Raw genomic sequence first — 25,516 nt, 5'->3', positions numbered from 1 at the left:
CTGAAAAGAGAGTGAGAGGAGTAACCATGTATACACTGAGCTGGAAGCCGCCCTACGACTGGGCGTGGATGTTAGGTTTTTTACAGGCGCGTGCGGTAACCGGTGTGGAGGTGGTCAGCGAAGGCCGCTACGTACGCAGCTTTGCGCTGGGAGAGCATCGGGGGATCGTCACCGCTGAGCCGGATGAGGCTAACCATACGCTGCGGGTCACCCTTAGCGATGGGCTGATGCCTGTTGCCGATGCGTGTCTGGAACGGCTTGGGCGTCTGTTCGATCTTGCCTGCGATCCGCAGGAGATTGTGCAGGCCCTCGGTTCGCTGGGGGAGCAGAGGCCGGGCCTGCGGCTGCCGGGCTCGATGGATACGTTTGAACAGGGTGTGAGGGCGATCCTTGGGCAACTGGTAAGCGTAGCGATGGCGGCAAAGCTGACCGGGAAGGTGGTGGCGAGCCTAGGCGAACCGCTGGCGGACGCGCCGGGCTTTATCTGCTTCCCGACGGCAGAGACGCTGGTCCGGGCCGATCCTGCAGCGTTAAAAGCGCTGGGGATGCCGCTTAAGCGCGCCGAGGCGCTGGTTAATCTGGCCCGCGCCACCCTTGAGGGCGAGTTCCCGCTGCAGCCGCCGACGGATATCGAGCAGGGAGTAAAATTATTGCAGCGTTTTCCCGGGATCGGGCGCTGGACGGCAAACTATCTGGCCATGCGCGGCTGGCAGGCGAAAGATGTCTTTTTAGCCGATGACTACGCCATCAAGCAGCGTTTTGCGGGCATGACCCCGGCGCAGATCCGCCGCTATGCCCAACGCTGGCAACCCTGGCGCGCCTATGCGCTGCTGCATCTCTGGTACACCCCGGACTGGCAGCCGTCAGCTGACGATCGTCAGTTAATCGCAAAGTAGCTGGTGTTTAGCATCAGATCCAGCGGCTGGGCCTGGGAGATGGTATCCCCATAGATATAGTCAATGCCGATGCCGGAGAGGGTATCCATCATCATCGGCTGGTTGGTTGGCCCGGCGATGCTCTTCATCCCCAGGCGCTGGGCATGGCCCTGTACGATAGTGACCATCATCTCGTCCATCAGGTTACCGTGCACGTTAGTGACCAACTCAGGCTCCAGCAGAACGTAGTCCGCCATCTGCGGCATAAGATGGTTGAAGATCTCCAGGTCGCGGCCAATATGGCTGATAATGAGTCGGCAGCCCGCCTGGCGAAGTTTAGCCAGGCCCTCTCCGATGCTGCTCTCTTCCCGCATCAGGGCATCGGCATGGATCACAAAGTGCAGCAGGCGGCCCGGCATGCCGCTTTGCGCCAGCTTCTCAATAATCTCGTTGATCACTGTCCGACTGCCCAGCCCGGCGCTGGAGAGCGGCAGCGCGACGCTGACCCCTTTGCGTATCACCCCGGCGGCGCTGTTGGTAAAGAACTCGTGGATCACCCGGCGATCGAGGGCGCGGATAAGCTCCGGCTCGGCGAGGCCTGAACGGAAGGCGCGCTCCTCCATCGCTTCCCCTTCGCTGGTCCACAGGCGCAGCGAGAGCAGCCAGAAATTACAGGACTCCGGCACGCGCGGGGAGGCGACGCCGCGCGCTACCAGCAGCAGATGGTTGTCCCGGATCATCCGTGACTGCTCTTCAAGGGAGATGAGGCTGCGGTTGTGATGCATGTGATCCTGCTGCGGTTCGTACACCGTGACCACGCCCCGACCGTTATTTTTCGAGGCGTAGCAGGCGATATCCGCCTGGGACATGACCTCGGAGGCCTGGCAGTTGCTCTCATCAATCAGGGTGATCCCGGCGCTCGCGCCGATGCGGTGCAGGCGGCCCTCCCACATAAAGCGGTAGTCGTTGATCGCATGGATGATGCGCCCGGAGATATAGCGGGCGCTCTCGATATTGCACTCGGGCAGCAGCAGACCAAACTCATCTCCGCCGAGGCGGGCAAGGATATCGGTAGAGCGCAGCATGCTCAGCATCAGGGAGGAGAGCTCCCGCAGCAGGGCATCGCCCGCCGCGTGGCCTGCGGTGTCGTTAACTGCCTTAAAGCGGTCGAGATCGATATAGACCAGCGCGTGACGCTGATGGGTCTCCTGCACCGTATGCAGCAGGCGTTTAAGATGGTTCTCGAAGCTGACGCGGTTTGCCAGATGGGTCAACGCATCGTGGGAGGCGCTATAGCTCAGCTGGCGCAGCATCTTCCGGGACTCGGTGACGTCCTGGATCACCAGCACGAAGCCGATATTATGTCCGTCAAGGGTGCTAAGAGGCGTCACGCTGTAGTGGATATCATAGGTACCGCCGTTGCGGCAGTGCAGCACCACGTCCTGCTCGATAGCTGAACGGGACATGTCCCCACTATGGATATTTTCCAGCGCCGGGCCGTTATCGCCAAAGGTAATGCGCAGAACGTTCAGCAGAGACTGGCCTATCGCTAACTCCTGCTGCCAGCCGCTCATTTTTTCCGCCACCGGGTTCATAAAGGTGACGTTCATATCCACGTCGGTACAGAGCACCGCTTCGCCGATGGAGTCGAGCGTAATGTGCAGACGCTCTTTCTCCTGGAATAGCGCCTCGTTCAGCTGTTTCACCTCGGTCATGTCCATATTGACGCCGAGCAGCCGTTCAACCTCGCCATTTTTATTCAGCACGCGGTTCGCCAGGGTGCGGATATGGCGAACGCCCCCTTTAACGTGGATGCGGAACTCAAGCTTAAATGCCACCCTCGCTATCAGCGAGTCGCGAACGATGCGCTCGGTTTCGGCTCTGTCCTCCGGAACCACGCACTCATACCACAGCTTCCAGGTCGGCTTCACGTGCGGCGGGAGTTCATAAAGCTCAAACATGCGCTTATCCCAGCTGATGATATCCGGCTCCAGCTCCCACTCCCAGATGCCAATTCCCCCGGCCTCGTTGGCCAGCGTAATGCGCTCCATCAGCCGCTTGTTGACCCACTCGGTATGCTTCAGATCGTTGATATCTTCGACCTGAGAGATGAAGTAGAGCGGCGTGCCGTCAGGATGGCGTACCAGCGACACCGCCAGCAGGGCCCAGACGATATCCCCGGTGCGGGTGTAGTAGCGCTTCTCCATCGAGTAGCTATCGATGTCGCCGCGCACCAGCGACTCAAGCTGCTCAAGGTCGCTGTTGAGATCTTCCGGCCAGGTAAGCTGCTGGAAGGTCAGCAGGCGCAGTTCATCCTGGGAGTAGCCGAGAAAGCTGCACAGGGCTTTATTGACCTGTAACCACTGGCCGTCCGTCCCCACCAGCGCCATGCCGATGGCAGAGTACTCCATCGCATTGCGAAAGCGGGCTTCGCTTTCGGTAATGTGTTTACGCTCGGCGCGGAAGGAGTACATCACCATCGTCATGACGTTGGCTGGCAACAGGATCATCAGGAACGGCAGCCAGGGCGCGTTCAGCATCGCGCTGCTGTTGAAATTGGTGAACTCAAGGGGGTTATGAACCATCATCAGCGACACCACCATGATGGTGACGAGGAAGATAAGAAAGGCCTCGAGTCGCGGCAGGCGAACGGCGGTCCACATCAGCAGGACGATAACGGCGGTAAAGGGCCACGGCAGATAGGTCATGGAGAGCCAGCTGAGAAAGAGCGTCACGGCCAGCGTCACCAGGGTTTCCAGCAGCAGCTGCGGCTTGCGGTGACGCAGCAGGTAGTGCAGCTTGAACATCAGCCCGAGCGGGACCAGCGCCAGCGCGCCGATGGACTCTGAAAGCACCCAGATCATAAAGGTTTGCAGCAGGTTTTCGCTGCCGGACACGAGGCACACCAGCACGCCACCCAGCAGGGGAGGGATCACAGCGCTGCCGAGGGTCAGGCGGATCCAGTCGCTCAGGTTCTGTAGCGGGTTGTACCACGGCAGCATCTTACGCAGCAGCACGGCGCCCGTCAGGGCCTCAATAATATTGATCGCCGGATACCAGAAGTTTAATTCACTGGCGGGAAAGAGCAGAAATGACGCGGCCAGGCTGCCCAGCGTGCAGGCAACGGCGATGCCGGGCCACATGCGTCCGGCGTGGCGGTAGAAGGCCACCATCATAATAGAGGTCGGGAACCACAGTGGCGCAAGAACGGTACCGAAACGGGTCAGCTCAAGGGAAAACAGGGTGAAAATAAAGGTCACCAGTCCTAAACTGAGCAGCCTCAGTAGGGGATTTGGGGTAGTAACCAAAACGCGCTGGTATTGTTTATTCATTACCGCTTTATCCGCAGTCCCTGTGCCGCCAGGTTCATAAAGCCCGGACGGGTAAAATTGAAATTTGGATTATGCTAGTACAAACAATTTACAATTCCTATCGTGACCGCTCATAATTTGACATCATAGTGTTATTAATCACTTAGTCTGCCAAAAAAGGCGGCTGAACGCTGTAAAATTAAACGCTTTAATTTGCGAAAAGGGCAATATGTCGGATCGGAGCCGTTGTGGCAGACGTTTGCGCATTCGACTGGTATCACGAGAGCGAAATCCCTATAATTGCCGCGTTTGACGCTATAGCGTCTCCCTTCTTTACTTCCAGGTTAATCAGGTCGCAAAAATTTATGACTGATAAGTCCCATCAGTGCGTCATTATCGGCATCGCCGGCGCATCCGCTTCAGGTAAAAGTCTCATTGCCAGTACGCTTTACCGCGAGTTGCGCGAACAGGTTGGTGATGAACATATTGGCGTTATCCCAGAAGATAGCTACTACAAGGATCAAAGTCACCTGTTGATGGAAGAGCGTGTTAAAACGAACTACGACCATCCCAGCGCAATGGATCACAATCTGCTGTTTGAACATTTGCAGACCCTGAAAGGCGGCAATCCTATAGAGCTGCCGGTTTACAGCTACGTTGAGCATACCCGTACCGCTGAGACCATCCACATTGAACCCAAGAAGGTGATTATTCTTGAGGGGATCCTGCTGCTGACCGACGCACGCCTGCGCGAAGCGATGAACTTCTCAATCTTTGTCGATACGCCGCTGGATATCTGCCTGATGCGCCGTATCAAGCGCGACGTTAACGAACGTGGCCGCTCTATGGACTCGGTGATGGCGCAATATCAGAAAACGGTGCGTCCGATGTTCCTGCAGTTTATTGAGCCTTCCAAACAGTATGCGGACATTATCGTGCCGCGCGGCGGCAAAAACCGCATTGCTATCGATATCCTGAAGGCCAAAATCAGCCAGTTTTTTGAATAACCGGGTTTTTTAGGACGTCTGGTTTTGAATAAACGGCGCGAATTGTGTACCGTTCAGAGATAATGTGCCTGCCCGGGCTAAACTTAGCCGGGCGGGCAACACCTAAGGAGAAAGTGCTATGCGTTTGTGTGACCGCGATATTGAAGCCTGGCTGGACGATGGTCGCCTGTCGATTAACCCGCGCCCCCCGGTGGAGCGCATCAACGGTGCGACAGTGGATGTTCGTCTGGGCAACAAGTTTCGCACCTTCCGTGGCCACACCGCTGCCTTTATCGATCTGAGTGGCCCCAAAGATGAAGTGAGCGCCGCGCTGGATCGGGTAATGAGCGATGAGATTGTGCTCGCGGAAGGCGATGCCTTCTTCCTGCACCCGGGTGAACTGGCGCTGGCGGTGACCTTTGAGTCCGTGACCCTGCCTGCGGATCTGGTGGGCTGGCTGGACGGCCGCTCCTCGCTGGCGCGGCTGGGCCTGATGGTGCACGTGACCGCCCACCGTATCGATCCGGGCTGGTCCGGCTGCATCGTGCTGGAGTTTTACAACTCCGGTAAGCTGCCGCTGGCCCTGCGTCCGGGAATGCTTATCGGCGCGCTCAGCTTTGAGCCGCTCTCCGGCCCTGCCGCACGCCCCTATAACCGTCGCCAGGACGCAAAGTACCGCGATCAGCAGGGCGCGGTGGCTAGCCGAATTGATAAAGACTGAGCGCCTGTTGCGCCTTGTAAGAGTTGCTCGTTGAGGATGCCATGAGAAGAGTGTTAACCACGCTGATGATTTTACTGGTCGTGCTGGTCGCCGGCCTCTCTGCGTTGGTGCTGCTGGTAAACCCGAACGACTTTCGGGATTACATGGTGCGACAGGTTGAGTCGCGCAGCGGTTATCAGCTGAAGCTTGACGAGCCGCTGCGCTGGCACGTCTGGCCCCGGCTGAGCATTCTCTCGGGACGCATGTCGCTGACGGCGCCCGGCGCGCCGCAGCCGCTGGTGACGGCGGATAACATGCGGCTGGACGTCGCGCTGCTGCCGCTGCTCTCTCATCAGCTGCACGTGAAGCAGGTGATGCTGAAAAGCGCGGTTGTCCAGCTCACGCCGCAAACCGAGGCGGCAGAGCCGAAAGATGCGCCGGTTGCGCCACAGGAGAACGCGCTGCCGCAGGTTGAAACCGATCGCGGCTGGTCCTGGGCTGTCTCTCACCTGCAAATTGCCGATAGCGTGCTGGTATTCCAGCACAAGGACGACGAGCAGGTGACGGTGCGTAATATCCATCTGAAGATGGATCAGGACGAAAACTACCACGCCAGCGTCGACTTTTCGGGGCGGATCAACCGCAACCAGCGCGACCTGACCCTGGCGCTGAAGGCGAACGTGAATGCCGCCGACTATCCCTATAATTTAACCGCCGTCGTTGAGCAGCTCAACTGGCAGCTCCAGGGCGGCGACGTCCCTGCCCAGGGGATTACCGGGCAGGGCAGCTTCCAGGCACAGTGGCGCGAAGCGCAAAAACAGCTCACCTTTAGCCAGCTGAACATGACCGCCAACGACAGCGCGGTGACCGGCAGCGGCAGCGTAACGCTGGATGATAAGCCCGACTGGGTACTCGATCTGGCGTTCGATAATCTGAATCTGGAGAATTTGCTGGGTGCGGTAACCAACCCGGCGACCAACGCGACCGCAACGCAGCAGGGGCAGAGCCTGATGACTCTGCCGCGTCCAGTGATCGCCCGCGACGTTGACGGTAATGACTACAGCAGCCTGCGCGGCTTTACGGCCAACGTGTCGCTGGCGGCGAAAAAGATTCGCTGGCGAGGCATGGACTTTACCAACGTGAGCAGCCATATCACCAATAACGCGGGTCTGTTGACGCTCTCAGCCCTCACCGGAAAGCTGGGTGAGGGTACGCTCTCGCTGCCGGGAAGCCTCGATGTACGAGGTAAAGTGCCGAAAAGCGCCTTCCAGCCGCAGCTTGATAACGTTGAGATTGGCACAGTGCTGAAAGCCTTTGACTATCCGCTGGCGCTGACCGGCAAACTGTCGCTGGCGGGAGATTTCGATGGTGACCGGGTCGATGCAGAGGCATTTCGCCGCAGCTGGGAGGGCAGCGCTCATGTTGAGATGGCCAAAACGCGCATGGAGGGGCTGAACTTCCAGCAGCTGATCCAGCAGGCGGTAGCCCGCAGCAGCGATGTACAGGCCCAGCAGAATTACGATAGCGCCACGCAACTCGACAGCTTCAGCACCGATTTAACCCTCGATCATGGGCAGATGGCGCTCGACGATATGCAGGGACACTCCGCGCTGCTGAATCTCACTGGTCAGGGCACGCTCGATCTGGTGAAACAGCTCTGCGATACCCGTTTTAACGTGCAGGTTACCGAGGGCTGGAAGGGTGACGGGAAGCTTATTGAGTTCCTGAAAAACACGCCAATCCCGCTGCGCGTCTACGGCAAATGGCAGGCGCTCAATTACAATCTCCAGGTGGATCAGGTTCTGCGTAAGCACCTGCAGGATGAAGCGAAACGCCGTCTTAACGACTGGGCGGATCGCAACAAAGATAGCCAGCGCAGCAAAGATATTAAAAAGCTGATTGATAAACTGTGATGCCTGACGTTATCTGCTGATCCCACGTAGGCCGGGCAAACGCAGTGCCGCCCGGCGTTATCGCATCGGCATAGTTATGCCCGGTGGCGCGTTCGCTTACCGGGCCTACAACTGTTATTGGGCCCTCTCGCTCGTTAAACTTCGTACTCCGCGTCCTCTGTCTCCAGCGGCACAATCTGCACTTTCTGTACCCGGTGGCTCTCTACCTGAAGGGTTTTCAGCAGATAGTCACCGACCTGTACCTCTTCTCCCACTTTAGGAATACGCTGCAGATACTCCATCAGCAGGCCGGCGATGGTGTGATACTCCCGCTTATCATCCAGCGGCAGCGGCACATAGTGCACCAGATCCTCCAGCGGCATATGGCCGTTTGCCGTCCAGCTGCCGTCGGCGTTTTTCTGAATATCGTGGCGGGCGTCAATCTCCTCTACCTCGTTCGGCAGGTTGCCCGCGATGGTCTCCATCACGTCGCTAAGAGTCACAATCCCCTCGATAGAGCCAAACTCATCCACCACAAAGGCAAAGTGCGTCCGCGCGTTGCGGAACTGCTCCAGCGCCTGCAACAGCGGTAGCCCCTCAGGAAAGACCAGCGGCTGGCGGATCAGCACGTTGATGTTAAGCGGCTCGCCGCGCAGCGATTGCTGAAGCAGATCGAGAATGTGCACTACCCCCAGCAGATCCTCATGCTGATCGCCGCCGGTTACCACCATACGGGTGTGCTGGTTTTTATCCAGCAGGGCGCGGATCTCCTCTTCGGGGGCGCTGAGATCGATGTACTCAATATCATGGCGGGAGGTCATGATGCTGCTGACGGTGCGCTGGTTAAGATTCAGCACCCGCTCGATCATCAGACGCTCCTGGGTGTTAAAGATCTGGCTGTCGTCGTGATCTGCCAGCATGGACGAGGTCTCAACGTCCAGCTCAGCATCCTCCTTCCTGTTGCTCAGCAGACGCATCACCGCGTCGGTAGTACGCTGGCGCAGCGTCTGGTTAGCAGAGAGAAAGCGGCGGCGGTTGAAGATCGCCAGCTGGTTAAGGGCCTCAATCATCACCGAGAAGCCAATGGCGGCATAGAGATAGCCTTTCGGGATATGGAACCCGAAGCCGTCGGCAATCAGGCTGAAGCCGATCATGAGCAGGAAGCTGAGGCAGAGAATAACAATAGTAGGATGATTATTAACAAAGCGCGTCAGGGCCTTGCTGGCTAATAGCATCAGCGCGATGGCAATCACCACTGCCGCCATCATCACGGCCAGGTGATCGACCATACCCACGGCGGTGATCACCGAGTCCAGCGAGAAGACCGCATCCAGCACGACAATCTGCGCCACCACCGCCCAGAATTTAGCGCCGCGCCGCTGGGTGGGGTTATCGCTGTCCTTACCCTCCAGCCGCTCGTTGAGTTCGACCGTGGCCTTAAAGAGCAAAAAGAGGCCGCCAAACAGCATGATCAGATCCCGGGCGCTGAAGCTAAAGCCGCGCACCGAGAAGAGAGGCGTAGTGAGGGTCACCAGCCAGGAGATAGAGGCCAGCAGCAGCAGGCGCATCAGCATCGCCAGCACCAGGCCGGTGACCCGCGCCCGATCGCGTTCGGCAGGCGGCAGCTTCTCGGCAAGGATGGCGATAAAGACCAGGTTATCAATACCTAACACCAGCTCAAGCACCACCAGCGTCAGTAGCCCGGCCCAGATTGATGGATCGGCAATCCATTCCATAATACGTTTCTCACCCTCCAAAAAAATAATTACCCGTCTCTGCGGGAATGTAATTTAGGATATATCGCAGATGTAAAAGTGTCTATTTTTTTTGTCAATATGAAGTAATTCCTAAAACGCTAAAAATAGCGACTTAATCTTATTCTTAAAAACTGGCATCAGGTAAAGCGGAGCCTTGCCTGTAATTCCTTTAGCTGCAACAATTCTTTCAGCGTTAACGCGCTACTTTACTAAACTATTTTGCCGTTGTCCTGCCCGGCGTTATCCGCCCGTGCTTTTATGTTATGTCTCTGGATCATAAGGGGTATTAATCACCTTCGCTCATGCTATCAGTCGGTTGCATTTGACCAGGCGCTTTTTAGGATTGATGCCAGTTATATTTAACAGTCATTAAATGCATTCTGTTAAATGTGCGGCGAAAGCGGCGCTATTTAAATTGCACAGGATAATTACTCTGCCAAAGTGATAAATAATCAATGATGAAATCCAAAATGAAATTGATGCCATTATTGGTATCTGTGGCCTTGATGAGTGGTTGCACGGTGTTCCCCGGAAGCAATATGACCACAATGGGTAAGGATGTGATTAAACAGCAAGATGCTGATTTCGATCTTGACCGCATGGTGAATGTTTATCCTTTGACCCCCCGACTGGTAGAACAGCTTCGACCCCGACCCAACGTCGCGCAGCCCAATATGTCGCTGGATCAAGAGATCTCCAGCTACCAGTACCGCGTGGGACCGGGTGATGTCCTCAACGTTACCGTCTGGGATCACCCAGAGCTGACCACCCCCGCCGGCCAGTACCGCAGCTCCAGCGACGCCGGTAACTGGGTGCAGCCCGACGGCACCATGTTCTACCCCTATATCGGCAGAGTCCACGTCGTGGGCAAAACCCTGGCTGAAATCCGCAGTGATATTACCGGCCGCTTAGCGCAGTACATCGCCGACCCGCAGGTGGACGTTAATATCGCCGCTTTCCGCTCGCAGAAAGCTTATATCTCCGGGCAGGTAAACAAATCAGGCCAGCAGGCTATTACCAACGTGCCGCTGACCGTGCTGGATGCGATTAACGCCGCCGGTGGCCTGACCGACGCCGCCGACTGGCGCAACGTGGTGCTCACCCATGAGGGCCGCGAACAGCGCATCTCCCTGCAGGCGCTGATGCAGAACGGCGATCTTAGCCAGAACCGCCTGCTCTATCCAGGGGACATTCTGTTCGTTCCGCGCAATGACGATCTGAAAGTGTTCGTGATGGGCGAAGTGAAAAAACAGAGCACGCTCAAGATGGACTTCAGCGGCATGACCCTGACCGAAGCGCTGGGCCAGGCCGAAGGTCTGGATCTTACCTCTTCCGACGCCAGCGGTATCTTTGTGATCCGTCCGCTGAAAGGCGAGGGCGGTCGCGGCGGTAAGATGGCCAACATTTACCAGCTCGATATGTCCGATGCGATCTCGCTGGTGATGGCAACGGAGTTCCGGCTTCAGCCTTACGACGTGGTCTACGTCACCACCGCGCCGGTTACCCGTTGGAACCGCCTTATCAACCAGTTGCTGCCGACGATCAGTGGCGTTCGCTACATGACCGACACCGCCAGCGACGTTCACAACTGGTAACGCTCATGTTTAACAAAATTTTAGTGGTATGCGTGGGCAATATCTGCCGCTCTCCGACGGGTGAGCGGCTGCTGAAACACTATCAGCCAGCCCTGACGGTGGAGTCCGCCGGGCTGGGGGCGCTGGTAGGAAAAGGCGCGGACGCTACGGCGACCAGCGTGGCGCAGGATAACCAGCTGTCGCTGGCCGGACACAGCGCGCGGCAGCTCACCGGCAAGATGTGCCGGGAGTATGACCTGATTCTGGTAATGGAGAAGCGCCACATCGCCGCGCTGTGTGAAATCGCACCGGAGATGCGCGGCAAGGTGATGCTGTTCGGTCACTGGGACGGCGAGCGCGAGATCCCCGATCCCTACCGCAAAAGCCGCGAGGCCTTTGAGGCCGTCTACACCTTACTCGATCGCTCGGCCCGCCAGTGGGCGCAGGCGTTGCACGTTCAGCAGGGATAACCATGACAGAAAAATTACACCATGCTGCTGCCCCACAGACGGGCGGTGATGAGATCGATATTGGCCGCCTTGTGGGAACCATTATTGAGGCGCGCTGGTGGGTGCTGGGCATTACGGCCCTGTTTGCGCTGGCGGCGGCGATCTACACCCTGTTTGCCACCCCCATCTACAGTGCTGACGCCCTGGTGCAGATTGAGCAGGATGCCGGCGGCTCGCTGGTGCAGAACCTCAACAGCGCACTCTCCAACAAGCCCCCCGCCTCGGATGCAGAGATCCAGCTGATTAAGTCGCGAATGGTGCTCGGCAAGACGGTTGACGATCTGGATCTGGATATCGGCGTGACGAAAAACACCTTCCCGATTTTTGGGGCTGGCTGGGATCGCCTTCAGGGTCGCCAGAACGAAACCGTTAAGGTCACCACCTTTACGCTGCCCAAAGGCGCAAGCGGGCAGGTGTTTACGCTTAGCGTACTGGGGCCAAAGCAGTATCAGCTGACCAGCGACGCCGGGTTTAGCGCCCGCGGCGAGGTAGGCAAGCTGCTGCAGAAGGAGGGCGTCACCTTCGAGGTCAGCGCTATCCAGGCGGCTGAAGGCAGCGAGTTTACGGTAACGAAATTCTCAACGCTGGGCGTGATCAACAACCTACAAAATAATCTGTCGGTAACGGAGAACGGGAAGGATACCGGCGTACTTAGCCTGAGCTTTACCGGTGAGGATCGCAACCAGATCCGTGCCATCCTCAACAGCATCACCCGTAACTATCTGGCGCAGAACGTCGAGCGTAAGTCGGAAGAGGCAGCAAAAAGCCTGGCCTTCCTTGCGAAACAGCTTCCGGAAGTGCGGGCGAATCTCGATGAAGCGGAGAACAAGCTTAACGCCTTCCGCCAGGACAAGGATTCAGTAGATCTGCCGCTGGAGGCCAAGGCGGTGCTGGACTCAATGGTTAACATTGACGCCCAGCTCAACGAGCTGACCTTTAAAGAGGCTGAGATCTCCAAGCTCTATACCAAAGCGCACCCGGCCTACCGCACGCTGCTGGAGAAACGTCGGGCGCTGGAGGAGGAGAAGGGCCGCCTCAGCGGGCGCGTCTCTGCGATGCCAAAAACACAGCAGGAGATTGTCCGCCTGACCCGTGACGTGGAGTCCGGTCAGCAGGTCTATATGCAGCTGCTGAATAAACAGCAGGAGCTGAAGATCACCGAAGCGAGCACGGTAGGGGACGTCCGCATTGTCGATCCGGCTATCGATCAGCCCGGCGTGCTGAAGCCGAAAAAGGCGCTGATTATCCTTGGCAGCATTATCCTCGGCCTGATGCTCTCCATCGTTGGCGTGCTGCTGCGCTCGCTGTTTAACCGCGGTATCGAGAGCCCGCAGGTGCTGGAGGAGAACGGCATCAGCGTCTACGCCAGCATTCCGCTCTCCGAGTGGCAGAAGGCGCGCGATAGCGTCAATACCCAGAAAGGCACCAAGCGCTTCAAGCAGAGCCAGCTGCTGGCGGTGGGTAACCCGACCGACCTGGCCATCGAAGCGATCCGCAGCCTGCGTACCAGCCTGCACTTCGCCATGATGCAGGCCAGCAATAACGTGCTGATGATGACCGGGGTCAGCCCGTCGATCGGTAAAACCTTCGTCTGTGCCAACCTGGCGGCGGTGATCAGCCAGACCAACAAACGCGTGCTGATGATCGACTGTGACATGCGCAAGGGCTACACCCATGAGCTGCTCGGCACCGATAACGTCAACGGTCTCTCCGACATTCTGGCAGGGAAGGGGGATTTCTCCACCTGCGTCAAACCGACGGCCATTACCCACTTCGATCTGGTGCCGCGCGGTCAGGTGCCGCCTAACCCCTCCGAGCTGCTGATGAGCGAACGTTTTTCACAGCTGATCGCGTGGGCCAGCAGCCAGTACGATCTGGTACTGATCGATACGCCGCCTATTCTCGCGGTGACCGATGCGGCGGTGGTTGGACGCCATGCCGGCACCACGCTGATGGTCGCGCGCTATGCGGTTAACACTCTGAAAGAGGTGGAGACCAGCCTGAGCCGCTTTGACCAGAACGGCATTCAGGTGAAAGGCGTGATACTCAACTCCATCTTCCGTCGGGCGACGGGATATCAGGATTACGGCTATTACGAGTACGAATATAAATCGGACGCCAAATAAGACCTACAGGCAACCTCGGGGACAAGAAATGACAACAGCTAATTACCCAATGATCTCTATTTATATGCCGACATGGAATCGTCAGCAGCTGGCGATCCGCGCTATCAAATCGGTTTTACGCCAGGACTATCCGCACTGGGAGATGATCGTCGTTGACGACTGCTCGGCGAATTTTGAACAGCTTCAGCAGTACGTTGCAGACCTTAACGATCCGCGGGTGACCTACGTGCGGAACCCGTTTAACTCCGGCGCCTGCGCGGTGCGTAACCAGGCGATTTTGCAGGCGCGCGGTCACTATATTACCGGTATCGACGACGACGATGAGTGGACGCCGGACCGCCTGTCGGTTTTCCTTGAGCACAAGCACCAGCTGGTGACCCACGCGTTCCTCTACGCCAACGACTACGTCTGCGAAGGGGAGGTCTACGCCCAGCCGGCCAGCCTGCCGCTCTATCCGAAATCACCCTATTCACGGACGCTGTTCTATAAGCGCAACATTATTGGCAACCAGGTCTTTACCCTGGCATCGCGCTTCAAGGCCTGCCTGTTCGACGTTGAGCTGAAGGCGGCCCAGGACTATGACATCTTCCTGCGGATGGTGGTGGAGTATGGCGAGCCGTGGAAGGTAGAGGAGGCGACGCAGATCCTGCACGTCAACCACGGGGAGATGCAGATCACCACCTCGCCGAAGAAGTTCTCCGGCTACTTCCACTTCTATCGCAAGCATAAAGATAAGTTCGATCGCGCCAGCAAGAAGTATCAGCTCTTTACGCTCTACCAGATCCGCAACAAGCGGATGACCCTGCGCACGCTGCTGACCCTGCTCTCCGTGCGCAACGGCAAGCGCCTGGCTTATGGGCTACGGAGTAAATAATGCGCCTGGAGGATTTTCGCGCGAACCACTGGAGCCTGCGCCCCTGCTGCATGGTGTCGGCCTACCGTATCGCTCATTTTTGCTCGGTGTGGCGCAAAAAAAGCGTCATTAACAATGTGTGGGCCGCGCCGGTGCTGCTGCTTTACCGCTTTATAACCGAATGCCTGTTTGGCTATGAGATCCAGGCTGCGGCGACCATCGGACGCCGTTTTACCATTCATCATGGCTATGCCGTGGTCATTAACAAAAACGTCGTGGCGGGAGATGACTTCACCATTCGTCACGGCGTCACCATCGGCAACCGCGGCGGCGACAGTCTGGCCTGTCCGGTGATTGGTAACGGCGTAGAGCTGGGAGCAAACGTGGTCATCATTGGTGATATCACCATTGGCAACGGCGTCACCATCGGTGCGGGCAGCGTGGTGCTGGACAGCGTCCCGGACAACGCGCTGGTAGTAGGGGAGAAAGCCCGGGTGAAGGTGAGACAATGAATATCTTACAGTTTAACGTGCGCCTGGCCGAAGGGGGCGCAGCGGGCGTGGCGCTCGACCTGCACCAGCGGGCGTTGCAGCAGGGCCTGCGCTCACGCTTTGTTTACGGCTATGGTAAAGGTGGCAGGAAGAGCGTCAGCCATGACAGCTATCCAGAGGTGATTAAGCACACGCCGCGCCTGACCTCCATCGCCAATCTGGCGCTGTTCCGCCTCTTTAACCGCGATCTGTTTGGCGATCTCAATGACCTCTATCTCGATGTGATCCGCACCTCGGGGCCGGTAGTACTGCACTTTCACGTCATGCACAGCTACTGGCTAAAGCTGGAGGCAGTGGTGGCGTTCTGTCAGCGGGTGACCGCCAGCCGTCAGGATGTGACCCTGGTCTGGACGTTACACGATCACTGGAGCGTGACCGGCCGCTGTGCCTTTACCGATGGCTGCGAGGGGTGGAAAACCCACTGCCAGGCATGCCCGACGCTGGATAACTATCCCCCGGTGAAGGTCGATCGCGCTCATAGCCTGGTGGCGGGCAAGCGCCGCCTGTTTAGCGAGATGATCGCTCTCGGGTGCCACTTTATCTCCCCCAGCCAGCACGTGGCCGACGCGTTTAACAGCATCTACGGTTCGGGTCGCTGCAAGATTGTTAACAACGGTATCGATGTCGCCACCGAGGCGATCCTCGCCGAGCTGCCGCTGATAGCGCGCGGCCAGGGCGCACCCAAAATTGCCGTTGTTGCTCACGATCTGCGCTACGACGGTAAAACCAATCAGGCGCTGGTACAAAAAATGATGGCGCTTGGCCACGGCATCGAACTGCACACCTTTGGCAAGTTCTCCCCCTTTGAGGGCGAGAACGTCATCAACCACGGCTTTTTAACCGACAAGCGCCAGCTGATGAGCGAGCTGAACCAGATGGATGCGCTGGTCTTTAGCTCTCGGGTAGATAACTATCCGCTGATCCTGTGCGAGGCGCTGTCGATTGGCGTGCCGGTGATTGCCACCCACAGCGATGCGGCGCACGAGGTGCTGCGCAAATCCGGCGGCATGACCTTTAGTGAGAGTGACGTACTGGCGCTGGTTCAGCGGCCAAAAGCGGAGATTGCCGAGGCGGTATTTGGCACCTCGCTGGAGGCGTTCAGGGCGCGCAGCCGTCAGGCCTATAGCGGAGAGCAGATGCTGGAGGAGTATGTCGCGTTCTATCAGAGTCTGTAGCTATCTGCTGCTGCCGCTGACCTATCTGCTGGTCAACGTCAAAATCGCTCAGCTGGGAGAGAGTTTCCCCATCACTATCGTGACGTTCTTACCGGTGCTGCTGCTGCTCTTCGTTGACAGGATCAGCGTCAAGAAGCTGCTGATTGCGCTGGGGATTGGCGCAGGGCTGACCGTCTTTAACTACCTGTTTGGACGGTCATTTAACGCCAGCAAGTACGCTACCTCTACGCTGCTGTTTATTAACATTGTCATTATTATCGGTATGGTGTGGAGCATTCGCTTTAAGGTTGTCTCGCCCCACAACTACCGGAAGATCCTGCGCTTCTTCTATATGGTGGTGGGGCTGATAGTGACTCTGGCGGCGATGGAGATGGCGCAGATTATTCTCTCCGGCGGCAGCAGCCTGATGGAGACCATTTCCAAATATCTGATCTATTCCAACAGCTACGTTCTGAATTTTATCAAGTTTGGCGGCAAGCGAACCACGGCGCTCTATTTTGAACCCGCCTTCTTCGCTCTGGCATTAATCTCAATTTGGCTCAGTATCAAACAGTTTGGTATCAAGACCCCTAAAACTGATGGTATGATTCTGGCAGGGATAGTTCTTTCAGGATCTTTCTCCGGCGTCATGACCTTTATTCTTTTTTATTTGCTGGAGTGGGCGTTTCAGTATCTGAATAAAGAGGCAATTAAGAAAAAGCTGCCGCTGGCAATAATATCGTTAGCCGTTTTTATGGTCGGTATCGTGTTTGCATTTCCGTATATTTCCGAACGACTCGGCGATCTCGGTACGGAAGGCTCCTCTTCCTATTATCGAATCATCGGTCCGCTGGCGATGGTAGGCAGCGCTTTAACCAATATCGATGGCGCAGTACGTTTTGGATCGCTTTATGAATATGTTGCATCATTCGGAATCTTTAACGGTGCGGACGTCGGAAAAACAATAGACAATGGCCTGTATCTGTTGATTATTTATTTTTCCTGGTGCGCTGTAGTACTGACCATTTGGTACATGAGTAAAGTCTTAAAAATGATGATCAACGCATTTGGGAATAATCAGAATTATCGTGTTCAGCTTTATCTGTTTATGCCGGTATCACTCTTTTTTACCGGTTCGATTTTTAGCCCGGAATACGCATTTTTGATCGTTTGCCCGTTTATTTTGCGCAAGGCGCTAAATATTACTCAATCCTGATGAGGTGAAAAAATGCTGCTCAGTGTCATTACCGTTGCCTTCCGTAACTATGCGGGCGTGGTGAAAACGCATGCCTCACTGGCCCACCTGGCGCAGGCAAAAGACATTACTTTTGAGTGGATTGTGGTAGACGGCGGCTCTAACGACGGCACCCAGGAATTTCTGGAAAATCTCAACGGCGAGTATAACTTACGCTTTGTTAGCGAGAGGGATAACGGCATCTATGACGCCATGAACAAGGGCGTTGCGCTGGCCGAAGGGCGTTTTGCCCTGTTCCTGAACTCGGGCGATATCTTCCATGAGGACGTCGCCAACGTGGTTCGTCAGCTGGCAGATGAGCGCGAAAAGGCAATGTATATTGGCGACGCGCTGTTGGACTTTGGTGACGGGACAAAAATACGCCGCAGCGCCAAGCACGGCTGGTATATTTACCACAGCCTGCCTGCCAGCCACCAGGCGATCTTTTTCCCGGTGAGCGGCTTAAAAACCTATCCCTACGATCTGCAATATAAAGTGTCATCGGATTATGCGTTGGCCGCCAGAATGTTTAAAGCGGGTTACCCCTTTAAACGCATTAAGGGACTGGTATCGGAATTTTCTATGGGCGGCGTCTCAACGTCCAATAATCTTGAGCTATGCGAGGATGCACGAAAGGTCCAGCGTAAAATATTGCGTGTGCCGGGATTCTGGGCGCAGCTCTCCTGGTTATTACGCGTACGCACTACCGGAAAGACAAAAGCCTTATATCACAAAGCCTAAATATAAGGGATAACCATGCAGGATTTAAAAGGATTCTCGGTGCCGAAAGGGTTCCGAGGGGCTGGTGCTATTAAAGTCCAGCTATGGTGGGCGGTGCAGGCCACGTTATTTGCCTGGTCGCCGCAGGTCATGTATCGCTGGCGGGCCTTTTTACTGCGTCTGTTTGGCGCAAAAATCGGAAAAAACGTAGTAATCCGACCGTCGGTAAAAATTACCTATCCGTGGAAATTAACCCTCGGAGACTATAGCTGGGTAGGGGACGAGGCCGTTTTATATACGCTGGGTGAGATTACCCTCGGCGCGAATTCGGTAGTGTCACAAAAGTGTTATTTGTGTACCGGCAGTCACGACTATTTAAGCGCGCATTTTGATATTAACGCGACGCCTATCGTGATTGGCGAGAAGTGCTGGCTGGCAACGGATGTCTTCGTTGCCCCAGGAGTCACGATTGGTAGCGGCACGGTGGTGGGGGCGCGGAGCAGCGTTTTTAAATCGCTACCGGCCAACGCCATCTGCCGTGGCAATCCCGCAGTGGTGATACGCGAACGCGTAGAAACTGAATAATTTCTGATAAGTCTGGAGAATAAAATTATGTCTAAAGTCGCTCTCATCACCGGCGTTACCGGGCAGGATGGCTCTTATCTGGCAGAGCTGCTGCTGGAGAAAGGCTATGAGGTTCACGGCATCAAGCGTCGCGCCTCCTCGTTCAACACCGAGCGCGTGGATCACATCTACCAGGATCCGCACGCCAGCAACCCGAAATTCCATCTGCACTATGGCGATCTGACCGACAGCTCCAACCTGACCCGCATCCTGCAGGAAGTTCAGCCGGACGAGGTCTACAACCTGGGGGCGATGAGCCACGTCGCAGTCTCCTTCGAGTCGCCGGAATATACCGCCGACGTTGACGGCATGGGCACCCTGCGCCTGCTGGAGGCGATCCGCTTCCTCGGCCTCGAAAAGAAAACCCGTTTCTACCAGGCGTCCACCTCTGAACTGTATGGTCTGGTGCAAGAGACCCCGCAGAAAGAGACCACGCCGTTCTACCCGCGCTCGCCGTATGCGGTTGCCAAGCTCTACGCCTACTGGATCACCGTTAACTACCGTGAATCCTACGGCATGTACGCCTGCAACGGCATTCTGTTCAACCACGAATCCCCGCGCCGCGGCGAGACCTTCGTGACCCGTAAAATCACCCGCGGGATTGCCAACATTGCCCAGGGCCTCGAATCCTGCCTCTATCTCGGCAACATGGACTCCCTGCGCGACTGGGGCCATGCCAAAGACTACGTGAAGATGCAGTGGATGATGCTGCAGCAGGATCACCCGGAAGATTTCGTTATCGCCACCGGCGTGCAGTACTCGGTTCGCCAGTTCGTTGAGATGGCGGCTGCTCAGCTGGGTATCAAGCTGCGCTTTGAAGGTACCGGCGTAGATGAGAAGGGTATTGTGGTTTCGGTCACCGGCCATGACGCACCGGGCGTGAAGGCGGGCGATGTGATTGTTGCCGTCGATCCGCGCTACTTCCGTCCGGCAGAAGTGGAAACCCTGCTCGGCGATCCGACCAAGGCGCACGAGAAGCTGGGCTGGAAACCGGAAACCACCCTGCAGGAGATGGTCTCTGAGATGGTCGCGAAAGACCTGGAAGCGGCTAAGAAACACTCGCTGCTGAAGTCCCACGGCTACGAGGTTGCCATCGCGCTGGAGTCCTGAGCATGAGTAAACAACGTATCTTTGTGGCTGGCCATCGCGGCATGGTGGGATCAGCCATTGTGCGCCAGCTGGAGCAGCGCGACAACGTTGAGCTGGTCCTGCGCACCCGTGATGAGCTGAACCTGCTGGATGCGGCCGTCGTGAACGCCTTTTTCGCCGAACAGCGGATCGATCAGGTCTATCTGGCGGCGGCGAAGGTGGGCGGTATTGTGGCAAACAACACCTATCCGGCTGACTTCATCTACGAAAACATGATGATCGAGAGCAACATCATTCACGCTGCGCATACGCACGGCGTGAACAAGCTGCTGTTCCTCGGCTCCTCATGTATCTATCCGAAGCTGGCCACCCAGCCGATCGCCGAGAGCGAGCTGCTGCAGGGGACCCTGGAAGCCACTAACGAGCCGTACGCCATTGCCAAAATTGCCGGGATCAAGCTGTGCGAATCTTATAACCGTCAGCATGGCCGCGACTACCGTTCGGTGATGCCGACCAACCTGTATGGTCCGCACGACAACTTCCACCCGAGCAACTCCCACGTGATCCCGGCGCTGCTGCGGCGCTTTCATGAGGCCACCGAGCAGAATGCGACCGACGTGGTGGTGTGGGGCAGCGGCACGCCGATGCGCGAGTTTCTGCACGTCGATGACATGGCCGCAGCCAGCATCCACGTGATGGAGCTGGATCGCGAGGTGTGGCTGGAGAACACCGAACCGATGCTGTCGCACATCAACGTCGGTACCGGCGTTGACTGCACCATCCGCGAGCTGGCCCAGACGCTTGCCCAGGTGACAGGGTTTAAGGGCCGGGTGGTGTTCGATGCCTCAAAACCCGACGGCACGCCGCGCAAGCTGCTGGATGTCTCACGCCTGCACGCGCTGGGCTGGCGTCATGAGATCTCACTGGAGCAGGGGCTGGCAAGCACCTACCAGTGGTTCCTTGAAAACCAGCACCGGTTCCGGGGGTAGGCATGTTTTTAAGTCAGGAAGATTTTGCCACCGTGGTGCGTTCCACGCCGTTGATCTCCATCGATCTGATCGTTGAGAACGCGCGCGGCGAGTTTCTGCTCGGCAAGCGGACCAACCGTCCGGCGCAGGGCTTCTGGTTTGTGCCCGGCGGGCGCGTGCAGAAAGACGAGCCGCTGGCTGACGCGTTCGAGCGACTGACGCAGGCCGAGCTGGGCGTGCGTCTGCCGCTGACGGCGGGGGAGTTTTACGGCGTCTGGCAGCACTTCTATGACGACAACTTCTCCGGGACTGACTTCAGCACCCACTACATCGTGCTCGGCTTCCGCCTGAAGGTAAACCAGGCGGATCTGGCCCTGCCGGATGCGCAGCACGAGGCGTACCGCTGGTTAACGCCAGCGGCGCTGGTGGCAGACGAGAACGTGCACGACAACAGCCGGGCGTACTTTATGGATGAGCGTAAAGCCGGAGTGCCGGGACTATGAGGATATTAGTCTACGGCATTAACTACTCACCGGAGCTAACCGGCATCGGCAAGTACACCGGTGAGATGGTGGAGTGGATGGCCCAGCAGGGCCATGACGTGCGGGTTATCACCGCGCCGCCCTACTATCCGGAGTGGAAAGTGGGCGAGCGCTACTCGGCGTGGCGCTACCGTCGGGAAGAGGGGGCCGCGACCGTCTGGCGCTGTCCGCTCTACGTGCCGAAGCAGCCCTCGACTATCAAGCGACTGGTTCACCTCGGCAGCTTCGCCCTGAGCAGCTTTTTCCCGCTGCTGGCCCAGCGCCGCTGGAAGCCGGATCGCATCATCGGCGTGGTGCCGACCCTGTTCTGCACGCCGGGGATGCGCCTGCTGGCGAAGCTCTCCGGAGCGCGTACGCTGCTGCATATTCAGGATTACGAGGTCGATGCCATGCTCGGTCTCGGGATGGCGGGCAAGGGCAAGGGCGGCAAGGTCGCGAAGCTGGCCAGCGCCTTTGAGCGCAGCGGCCTGCTCGGAGTGGATAACGTCTCCACTATCTCCCGCTCAATGATGAACAAAGCCCGGGAGAAGGGCGTCGCCGAAGAGCGGGTCATCTTCTTCCCGAACTGGTCAGAAGTGGCACGTTTTCGCGACGTCAGCGAGGGCGAGGTCGCCCAGCTGCGCGCCTCTCTCGGCCTGCCGGACGACAAACGCATCATTCTCTACTCCGGCAACATTGGCGAGAAGCAGGGGCTGGAGAGCGTCATTGAGGCCGCAGCGCGTCTGCGTGCCGAGCCGTGGCAGTTTGTGATTGTCGGCCAGGGCGGCGGCAAGGCGCGGCTGGAAAAATTAGTCCGCGAACGCGGGCTGGAGAACGTCACATTCTTCCCGCTGCAGCCCTACGAGGCGCTGCCCGCGCTCTTAAAAATGGGCGACTGCCATCTGGTGATCCAGAAGCGCGGCGCGGCGGACGCGGTGCTGCCCTCCAAGCTAACCAACATTCTGGCGGTAGGCGGCAACGCGGTGATCACTGCAGAAGCGGATACCGAGCTGGGCCAGCTCTGCACCGCGTTTCCGGGTATTGCCGTCTGCGTCGAGCCGGAGTCGGTGGACGCGCTGGTAAGCGGAATCGAGCAGGCGTTAGCCCTGCCAAAAAACAACACGGTGGCACGTGAATATGCCGAACGCACGCTCGAAAAAGAGAGCGTGTTGAGCCAATTTATTGCCGATATCCAGGGATAATCATGAATACAACCCCCCTTTTTCCGGTAGTCATGGCTGGTGGCTCGGGTAGCCGCCTGTGGCCGCTCTCCCGCGTGCTCTACCCCAAACAGTTTCTCTGCCTGAAGGGCGAGCTGACGATGTTACAGGCGACTATTAACCGCCTGAACGGCGTCGAGTGCGAAAGCCCGGTCGTCATCTGCAACGAGGAGCACCGCTTTATCGTTGCCGAGCAGCTGCGTCAGCTCAACAAGCTGACCGAAAACATCATTCTCGAACCGGCGGGGCGTAACACCGCGCCCGCCATCGCGCTTGCGGCGCTGGCCGCTAAGCGCAACAGCCCTGATGCGGATCCGCTTCTGCTGGTGCTCGCTGCCGACCACGTGATCCAGCAGGAAGAGGCGTTCCGCGAGGCGGTACGGGCAGCGATGCCCTACGCCGAAAGCGGCAAGCTGGTGACCTTCGGCATCGTGCCGGATCTGCCCGAGACCGGCTACGGCTACATCCGCCGTGGCGAAGTAAGCCAGAACGGGATCGATACCGTTGCCTTCGAAGTGGCACAGTTTGTCGAAAAACCCAATCTGGAAACGGCGCAGGCCTACGTTGCCAGCGGCGAGTACTACTGGAACAGTGGCATGTTCCTGTTCCGCGCCGGACGCTATCTCGACGAATTAAAGCGCTTCCGCCCGGACATTCTTGAAGCCTGTGAGAACGCCATGCGCACCCTTGATCCGGATCTCGACTTTATCCGCGTTGATGAAGAGGCGTTCCTCGCCTGTCCGGAAGAGTCGGTGGACTACGCGGTGATGGAGAAGACCGCCGATGCAGTAGTGGTGCCAATGGACGCAGGCTGGAGCGACGTCGGCTCCTGGTCCTCGCTGTGGGAGATCAGCCCCCATACGCCGGAGGGAAACGTCCATCACGGCGACGTCATCAGCCACAAAACCGAAAATAGCTACGTCTATGCCGAGTCGGGGCTGGTTACCACCGTCGGGGTCAAAGACCTGGTGGTGGTTCAGACCAAAGACGCAGTGCTGATCGCCGACCGCAACGCGGTGCAGGACGTCAAAAAGGTGGTCGAGCAGATCAAGGCCGACGGTCGCCATGAGCACCATATCCACCGCGAGGTGTACCGCCCGTGGGGCAAATATGACTCCATCGACTCGGGCGATCGCTACCAGGTGAAACGCATCACCGTCAAGCCGGGGGAGGGGCTCTCTCTGCAGATGCATCACCACCGGGCCGAGCACTGGATCGTGGTGGCGGGCACGGCGAAGGTGACCATTAACGACGAGATCCGCCTGATCGGTGAGAACGAGTCGGTTTACATCCCCCTTGGCGCGACCCACTGCCTGGAAAACCCCGGCAAGATCCCGCTGGACCTGATTGAGGTGCGCTCCGGCGGCTACCTCGAAGAGGACGACGTGGTGCGCTTCGAAGACCGCTACGGGCGAGTTTAGTACGCATTAACTCTGCCCGGCAGCGTGCGCTTACCGGGCCTATGGAGGCCATTATGGAAAAATTAACCTGTTTTAAAGCCTATGATATTCGCGGCAGGCTGGGCACGGAGCTCAATGAAGAGATCGCCTGGCGCATTGGCCGCGCCTATGGCGAATACCTGAAGCCGGAGACCATCGTGCTGGGGGGCGACGTGCGCCTGACCAGCGAGGCGCTGAAGCTGGCGCTGGCGAAGGGGTTACAGGATGCCGGGGTAGACGTGCTCGACCTTGGTATGTGCGGCACGGAAGAGATCTACTTCGCCACCTTCCATCTGGGGATTGACGGCGGTATCGAAGTCACCGCCAGCCACAACCCGATGGACTACAACGGCATGAAGCTGGTGCGCAAGGGTGCGCGCCCGATCAGCGGCGATACCGGCCTGCGCGACGTGCAGCGTCTGGCGGAGGCCAACGACTTCCCGCCGGTCAATCCAGCGAAGCGCGGCAGCTATAAGCAGATCGATCTGCGCGATGCCTATATTGACCACCTGCTGGGCTATATCGACGTGGCGAACCTCAAGCCATTAACGCTGGTGATCAACTCGGGCAACGGTGCGGCGGGTCCGGTGATTGACGCCATCGAGGCGCGATTCCAGGCGCTGAAGGTGCCGGTGACCTTTATCAAAGTGCATAACACCCCGGACGGCAACTTCCCGAACGGTATTCCCAACCCGCTGCTGCCGGAGTGCCGGGACAGCACCCGCGATGCGGTGATTGCGCACCGGGCCGATATGGGCATCGCCTTTGATGGCGACTTTGACCGCTGCTTCCTGTTCGACGGTGACGGCCAGTTTATCGAGGGCTACTACATTGTTGGCCTGCTGGCGCAGGCGTTCCTGGAGAAGCACCCCGGCGCGAAGATCATCCACGACCCGCGCCTCTCCTGGAACACCGTTGACGTGGTGACCCAGGCCGGCGGCACGCCGGTAATGTCGAAAACCGGCCACGCCTTTATCAAAGAGCGGATGCGCACCGAGGATGCGATCTACGGCGGCGAGATGAGCGCCCACCACTACTTCCGCGACTTTGCCTACTGCGACAGCGGCATGATCCCCTGGCTGCTGGTCACCGAGCTGCTGTGCCTCTCCGGTCAGCCGCTGTCGGCGCTGGTGCGCGATCGCATGGCGGCGTTTCCGGCCAGCGGCGAGATCAACCGTACCCTCAGCGAACCGGCGCAGGCCATTGCCCGCGTCGAGCAGCATTTTGCCCGCGGTGCACAGGAGATTGATCGTACCGATGGCCTCAGCGTCGCCTTCCCAACGTGGCGCTTTAACCTGCGCTCCTCTAACACCGAGCCGGTGGTGCGCCTGAACGTCGAGTCTCAGGGCGACGTCTCGCTGATGGAGGCGAAGACGCAGGAAATTCTGGCGCTGCTCGACAGGTAGCCGTTGC

At 57.8% G+C, this 25,516-nt stretch carries 21 protein-coding genes; 19 read left to right on the top strand and 2 right to left on the bottom strand.

Annotation, left to right across the window (positions count from 1 at the left end; genetic code table 11):
• The first annotated feature begins 26 nt into the window (after positions 1-26).
• Entirely contained in the window at positions 27-896 is an 870-nt protein-coding gene (gene alkA, locus RTX96_RS01375; protein ID WP_103819134.1) for a DNA-3-methyladenine glycosylase 2, read from the top strand.
• Here alkA and RTX96_RS01370 read toward each other — a convergent pair.
• Positions 878-4,207 (bottom strand): diguanylate cyclase, encoded by a 3,330-nt coding sequence (locus tag RTX96_RS01370; protein WP_312669912.1) that lies wholly within the window; start codon positions 4,205-4,207, stop codon positions 878-880. The genes alkA and RTX96_RS01370 overlap by 19 nt on opposite strands.
• A 344-nt stretch (positions 4,208-4,551) precedes the next feature.
• Here RTX96_RS01370 and udk point away from each other — a divergent pair, with 344 nt between their 5' ends.
• The 3 genes from udk to asmA all read left to right on the top strand — a co-directional run bounded on the left by udk (position 4,552) and on the right by asmA (position 7,785).
• The gene (udk, locus tag RTX96_RS01365; protein WP_103819136.1) at positions 4,552-5,193 is read left to right on the top strand and encodes a uridine kinase; all 642 of its coding nucleotides are present in this window, start codon (positions 4,552-4,554) and stop codon (positions 5,191-5,193) included.
• A 118-nt stretch (positions 5,194-5,311) separates the two neighbouring features.
• Positions 5,312-5,893 carry a dCTP deaminase gene (gene dcd / locus RTX96_RS01360; RefSeq protein ID WP_103819137.1) on the top strand — a complete coding sequence of 194 codons (582 nt, stop codon included), beginning with the start codon at positions 5,312-5,314 and terminating at the stop codon, positions 5,891-5,893.
• 41 nt (positions 5,894-5,934) lie between these two features.
• Positions 5,935-7,785, top strand: a complete 1,851-nt coding sequence (gene asmA / locus RTX96_RS01355; protein ID WP_312669910.1) for an outer membrane assembly protein AsmA — start codon at positions 5,935-5,937, stop codon at positions 7,783-7,785.
• Positions 7,786-7,919: 134 nt separating this feature from the next.
• On the opposite strand, the gene RTX96_RS01350 is transcribed toward asmA, so the two are convergent.
• Positions 7,920-9,500: a TerC family protein gene (locus tag RTX96_RS01350; protein ID WP_103819139.1), complete on the bottom strand. Its 1,581-nt coding sequence runs from the start codon at positions 9,498-9,500 to the stop codon at positions 7,920-7,922.
• A gap of 476 nt (positions 9,501-9,976) precedes the next feature.
• Between RTX96_RS01350 and RTX96_RS01345 the strand changes: the two genes are divergently transcribed.
• The 15 genes from RTX96_RS01345 to cpsG are packed head-to-tail and all read left to right on the top strand — an operon-like array spanning position 9,977 to position 25,509.
• Positions 9,977-11,116, top strand: coding sequence for a polysaccharide export protein (locus tag RTX96_RS01345; RefSeq protein WP_312669909.1), 1,140 nt, complete (start codon positions 9,977-9,979; stop codon positions 11,114-11,116).
• Between the two features lie 5 nt (positions 11,117-11,121).
• The gene (gene wzb, locus RTX96_RS01340; RefSeq protein ID WP_312669908.1) at positions 11,122-11,565 is read left to right on the top strand and encodes a low molecular weight protein-tyrosine-phosphatase Wzb; all 444 of its coding nucleotides are present in this window, start codon (positions 11,122-11,124) and stop codon (positions 11,563-11,565) included.
• Between the two features lie 2 nt (positions 11,566-11,567).
• Positions 11,568-13,730 carry a tyrosine-protein kinase Wzc gene (gene wzc / locus RTX96_RS01335; protein WP_103819142.1) on the top strand — a complete coding sequence of 721 codons (2,163 nt, stop codon included), beginning with the start codon at positions 11,568-11,570 and terminating at the stop codon, positions 13,728-13,730.
• Between the two features lie 28 nt (positions 13,731-13,758).
• On the top strand, positions 13,759-14,604 hold the full coding sequence (gene wcaA / locus RTX96_RS01330; protein WP_103819143.1) for a colanic acid biosynthesis glycosyltransferase WcaA: 846 nt from the start codon (positions 13,759-13,761) through the stop codon (positions 14,602-14,604).
• Entirely contained in the window at positions 14,604-15,095 is a 492-nt protein-coding gene (wcaB, locus tag RTX96_RS01325) for a colanic acid biosynthesis acetyltransferase WcaB (RefSeq protein WP_312669907.1), read from the top strand. Before wcaA ends, wcaB begins: the two co-directional genes overlap by 1 nt.
• Positions 15,092-16,309, top strand: coding sequence for a colanic acid biosynthesis glycosyltransferase WcaC (wcaC, locus tag RTX96_RS01320; RefSeq protein ID WP_312669906.1), 1,218 nt, complete (start codon positions 15,092-15,094; stop codon positions 16,307-16,309). Before wcaB ends, wcaC begins: the two co-directional genes overlap by 4 nt.
• Positions 16,284-17,504, top strand: a complete 1,221-nt coding sequence (wcaD, locus tag RTX96_RS01315; RefSeq protein WP_103819146.1) for a colanic acid polymerase WcaD — start codon at positions 16,284-16,286, stop codon at positions 17,502-17,504. The genes wcaC and wcaD overlap by 26 nt, the downstream gene beginning before the upstream one ends.
• 12 nt (positions 17,505-17,516) lie before the next feature.
• Positions 17,517-18,263: a colanic acid biosynthesis glycosyltransferase WcaE gene (gene wcaE, locus RTX96_RS01310; RefSeq protein ID WP_312669905.1), complete on the top strand. Its 747-nt coding sequence runs from the start codon at positions 17,517-17,519 to the stop codon at positions 18,261-18,263.
• A gap of 15 nt (positions 18,264-18,278) precedes the next feature.
• Complete coding sequence (wcaF, locus tag RTX96_RS01305) at positions 18,279-18,827, top strand: colanic acid biosynthesis acetyltransferase WcaF (protein WP_103819148.1); 549 nt, start codon at positions 18,279-18,281, stop codon at positions 18,825-18,827.
• Between the two features lie 27 nt (positions 18,828-18,854).
• The gene (gmd, locus tag RTX96_RS01300) at positions 18,855-19,976 is read left to right on the top strand and encodes a GDP-mannose 4,6-dehydratase (protein WP_042389850.1); all 1,122 of its coding nucleotides are present in this window, start codon (positions 18,855-18,857) and stop codon (positions 19,974-19,976) included.
• A gap of 2 nt (positions 19,977-19,978) precedes the next feature.
• The gene (locus RTX96_RS01295) at positions 19,979-20,944 is read left to right on the top strand and encodes a GDP-L-fucose synthase (protein WP_312669904.1); all 966 of its coding nucleotides are present in this window, start codon (positions 19,979-19,981) and stop codon (positions 20,942-20,944) included.
• 2 nt (positions 20,945-20,946) lie between these two features.
• Positions 20,947-21,426 carry a GDP-mannose mannosyl hydrolase gene (locus RTX96_RS01290; protein WP_103819150.1) on the top strand — a complete coding sequence of 160 codons (480 nt, stop codon included), beginning with the start codon at positions 20,947-20,949 and terminating at the stop codon, positions 21,424-21,426.
• Entirely contained in the window at positions 21,423-22,646 is a 1,224-nt protein-coding gene (gene wcaI / locus RTX96_RS01285; protein ID WP_312669903.1) for a colanic acid biosynthesis fucosyltransferase WcaI, read from the top strand. Before RTX96_RS01290 ends, wcaI begins: the two co-directional genes overlap by 4 nt.
• Positions 22,643-24,085 (top strand): mannose-1-phosphate guanyltransferase, encoded by a 1,443-nt coding sequence (cpsB, locus tag RTX96_RS01280; RefSeq protein ID WP_312670011.1) that lies wholly within the window; start codon positions 22,643-22,645, stop codon positions 24,083-24,085. Before wcaI ends, cpsB begins: the two co-directional genes overlap by 4 nt.
• 53 nt (positions 24,086-24,138) lie before the next feature.
• Positions 24,139-25,509, top strand: a complete 1,371-nt coding sequence (cpsG, locus tag RTX96_RS01275; protein ID WP_312669902.1) for a colanic acid biosynthesis phosphomannomutase CpsG — start codon at positions 24,139-24,141, stop codon at positions 25,507-25,509.
• Positions 25,510-25,516 lie beyond the last annotated feature (7 nt).

Source organism: Pseudescherichia sp. (assembly GCF_032052675.1).
Lineage (GTDB): Bacteria > Pseudomonadota > Gammaproteobacteria > Enterobacterales > Enterobacteriaceae > Pseudescherichia.
This window is presented reverse-complemented; position numbering and strand designations above follow the sequence as displayed.

Excerpts from the sequence above, each read along its gene's own strand:
- RTX96_RS01290 (WP_103819150.1), top strand. The coding sequence starts at position 20,947 with ATGTTTTTAAGTCAGGAAGATTTTGCCACCGTGGTGCGTTCCACGCCG.
- wzc (WP_103819142.1), top strand. The coding sequence starts at position 11,568 with ATGACAGAAAAATTACACCATGCTGCTGCCCCACAGACGGGCGGTGAT.
- udk (WP_103819136.1), top strand. The coding sequence starts at position 4,552 with ATGACTGATAAGTCCCATCAGTGCGTCATTATCGGCATCGCCGGCGCA.
- wcaE (WP_312669905.1), top strand. The coding sequence starts at position 17,517 with ATGCTGCTCAGTGTCATTACCGTTGCCTTCCGTAACTATGCGGGCGTG.
- wcaB (WP_312669907.1), top strand. The coding sequence starts at position 14,604 with ATGCGCCTGGAGGATTTTCGCGCGAACCACTGGAGCCTGCGCCCCTGC.
- RTX96_RS01370 (WP_312669912.1), bottom strand. The coding sequence starts at position 4,207 with ATGAATAAACAATACCAGCGCGTTTTGGTTACTACCCCAAATCCCCTA.
- asmA (WP_312669910.1), top strand. The coding sequence starts at position 5,935 with ATGAGAAGAGTGTTAACCACGCTGATGATTTTACTGGTCGTGCTGGTC.
- cpsG (WP_312669902.1), top strand. The coding sequence starts at position 24,139 with ATGGAAAAATTAACCTGTTTTAAAGCCTATGATATTCGCGGCAGGCTG.
- wcaI (WP_312669903.1), top strand. The coding sequence starts at position 21,423 with ATGAGGATATTAGTCTACGGCATTAACTACTCACCGGAGCTAACCGGC.
- dcd (WP_103819137.1), top strand. The coding sequence starts at position 5,312 with ATGCGTTTGTGTGACCGCGATATTGAAGCCTGGCTGGACGATGGTCGC.
- wcaA (WP_103819143.1), top strand. The coding sequence starts at position 13,759 with ATGACAACAGCTAATTACCCAATGATCTCTATTTATATGCCGACATGG.
- wcaD (WP_103819146.1), top strand. The coding sequence starts at position 16,284 with ATGTCGCGTTCTATCAGAGTCTGTAGCTATCTGCTGCTGCCGCTGACC.
- RTX96_RS01345 (WP_312669909.1), top strand. The coding sequence starts at position 9,977 with ATGATGAAATCCAAAATGAAATTGATGCCATTATTGGTATCTGTGGCC.
- wcaC (WP_312669906.1), top strand. The coding sequence starts at position 15,092 with ATGAATATCTTACAGTTTAACGTGCGCCTGGCCGAAGGGGGCGCAGCG.
- wcaF (WP_103819148.1), top strand. The coding sequence starts at position 18,279 with ATGCAGGATTTAAAAGGATTCTCGGTGCCGAAAGGGTTCCGAGGGGCT.
- wzb (WP_312669908.1), top strand. The coding sequence starts at position 11,122 with ATGTTTAACAAAATTTTAGTGGTATGCGTGGGCAATATCTGCCGCTCT.
- RTX96_RS01350 (WP_103819139.1), bottom strand. The coding sequence starts at position 9,500 with ATGGAATGGATTGCCGATCCATCAATCTGGGCCGGGCTACTGACGCTG.
- gmd (WP_042389850.1), top strand. The coding sequence starts at position 18,855 with ATGTCTAAAGTCGCTCTCATCACCGGCGTTACCGGGCAGGATGGCTCT.
- RTX96_RS01295 (WP_312669904.1), top strand. The coding sequence starts at position 19,979 with ATGAGTAAACAACGTATCTTTGTGGCTGGCCATCGCGGCATGGTGGGA.
- alkA (WP_103819134.1), top strand. The coding sequence starts at position 27 with ATGTATACACTGAGCTGGAAGCCGCCCTACGACTGGGCGTGGATGTTA.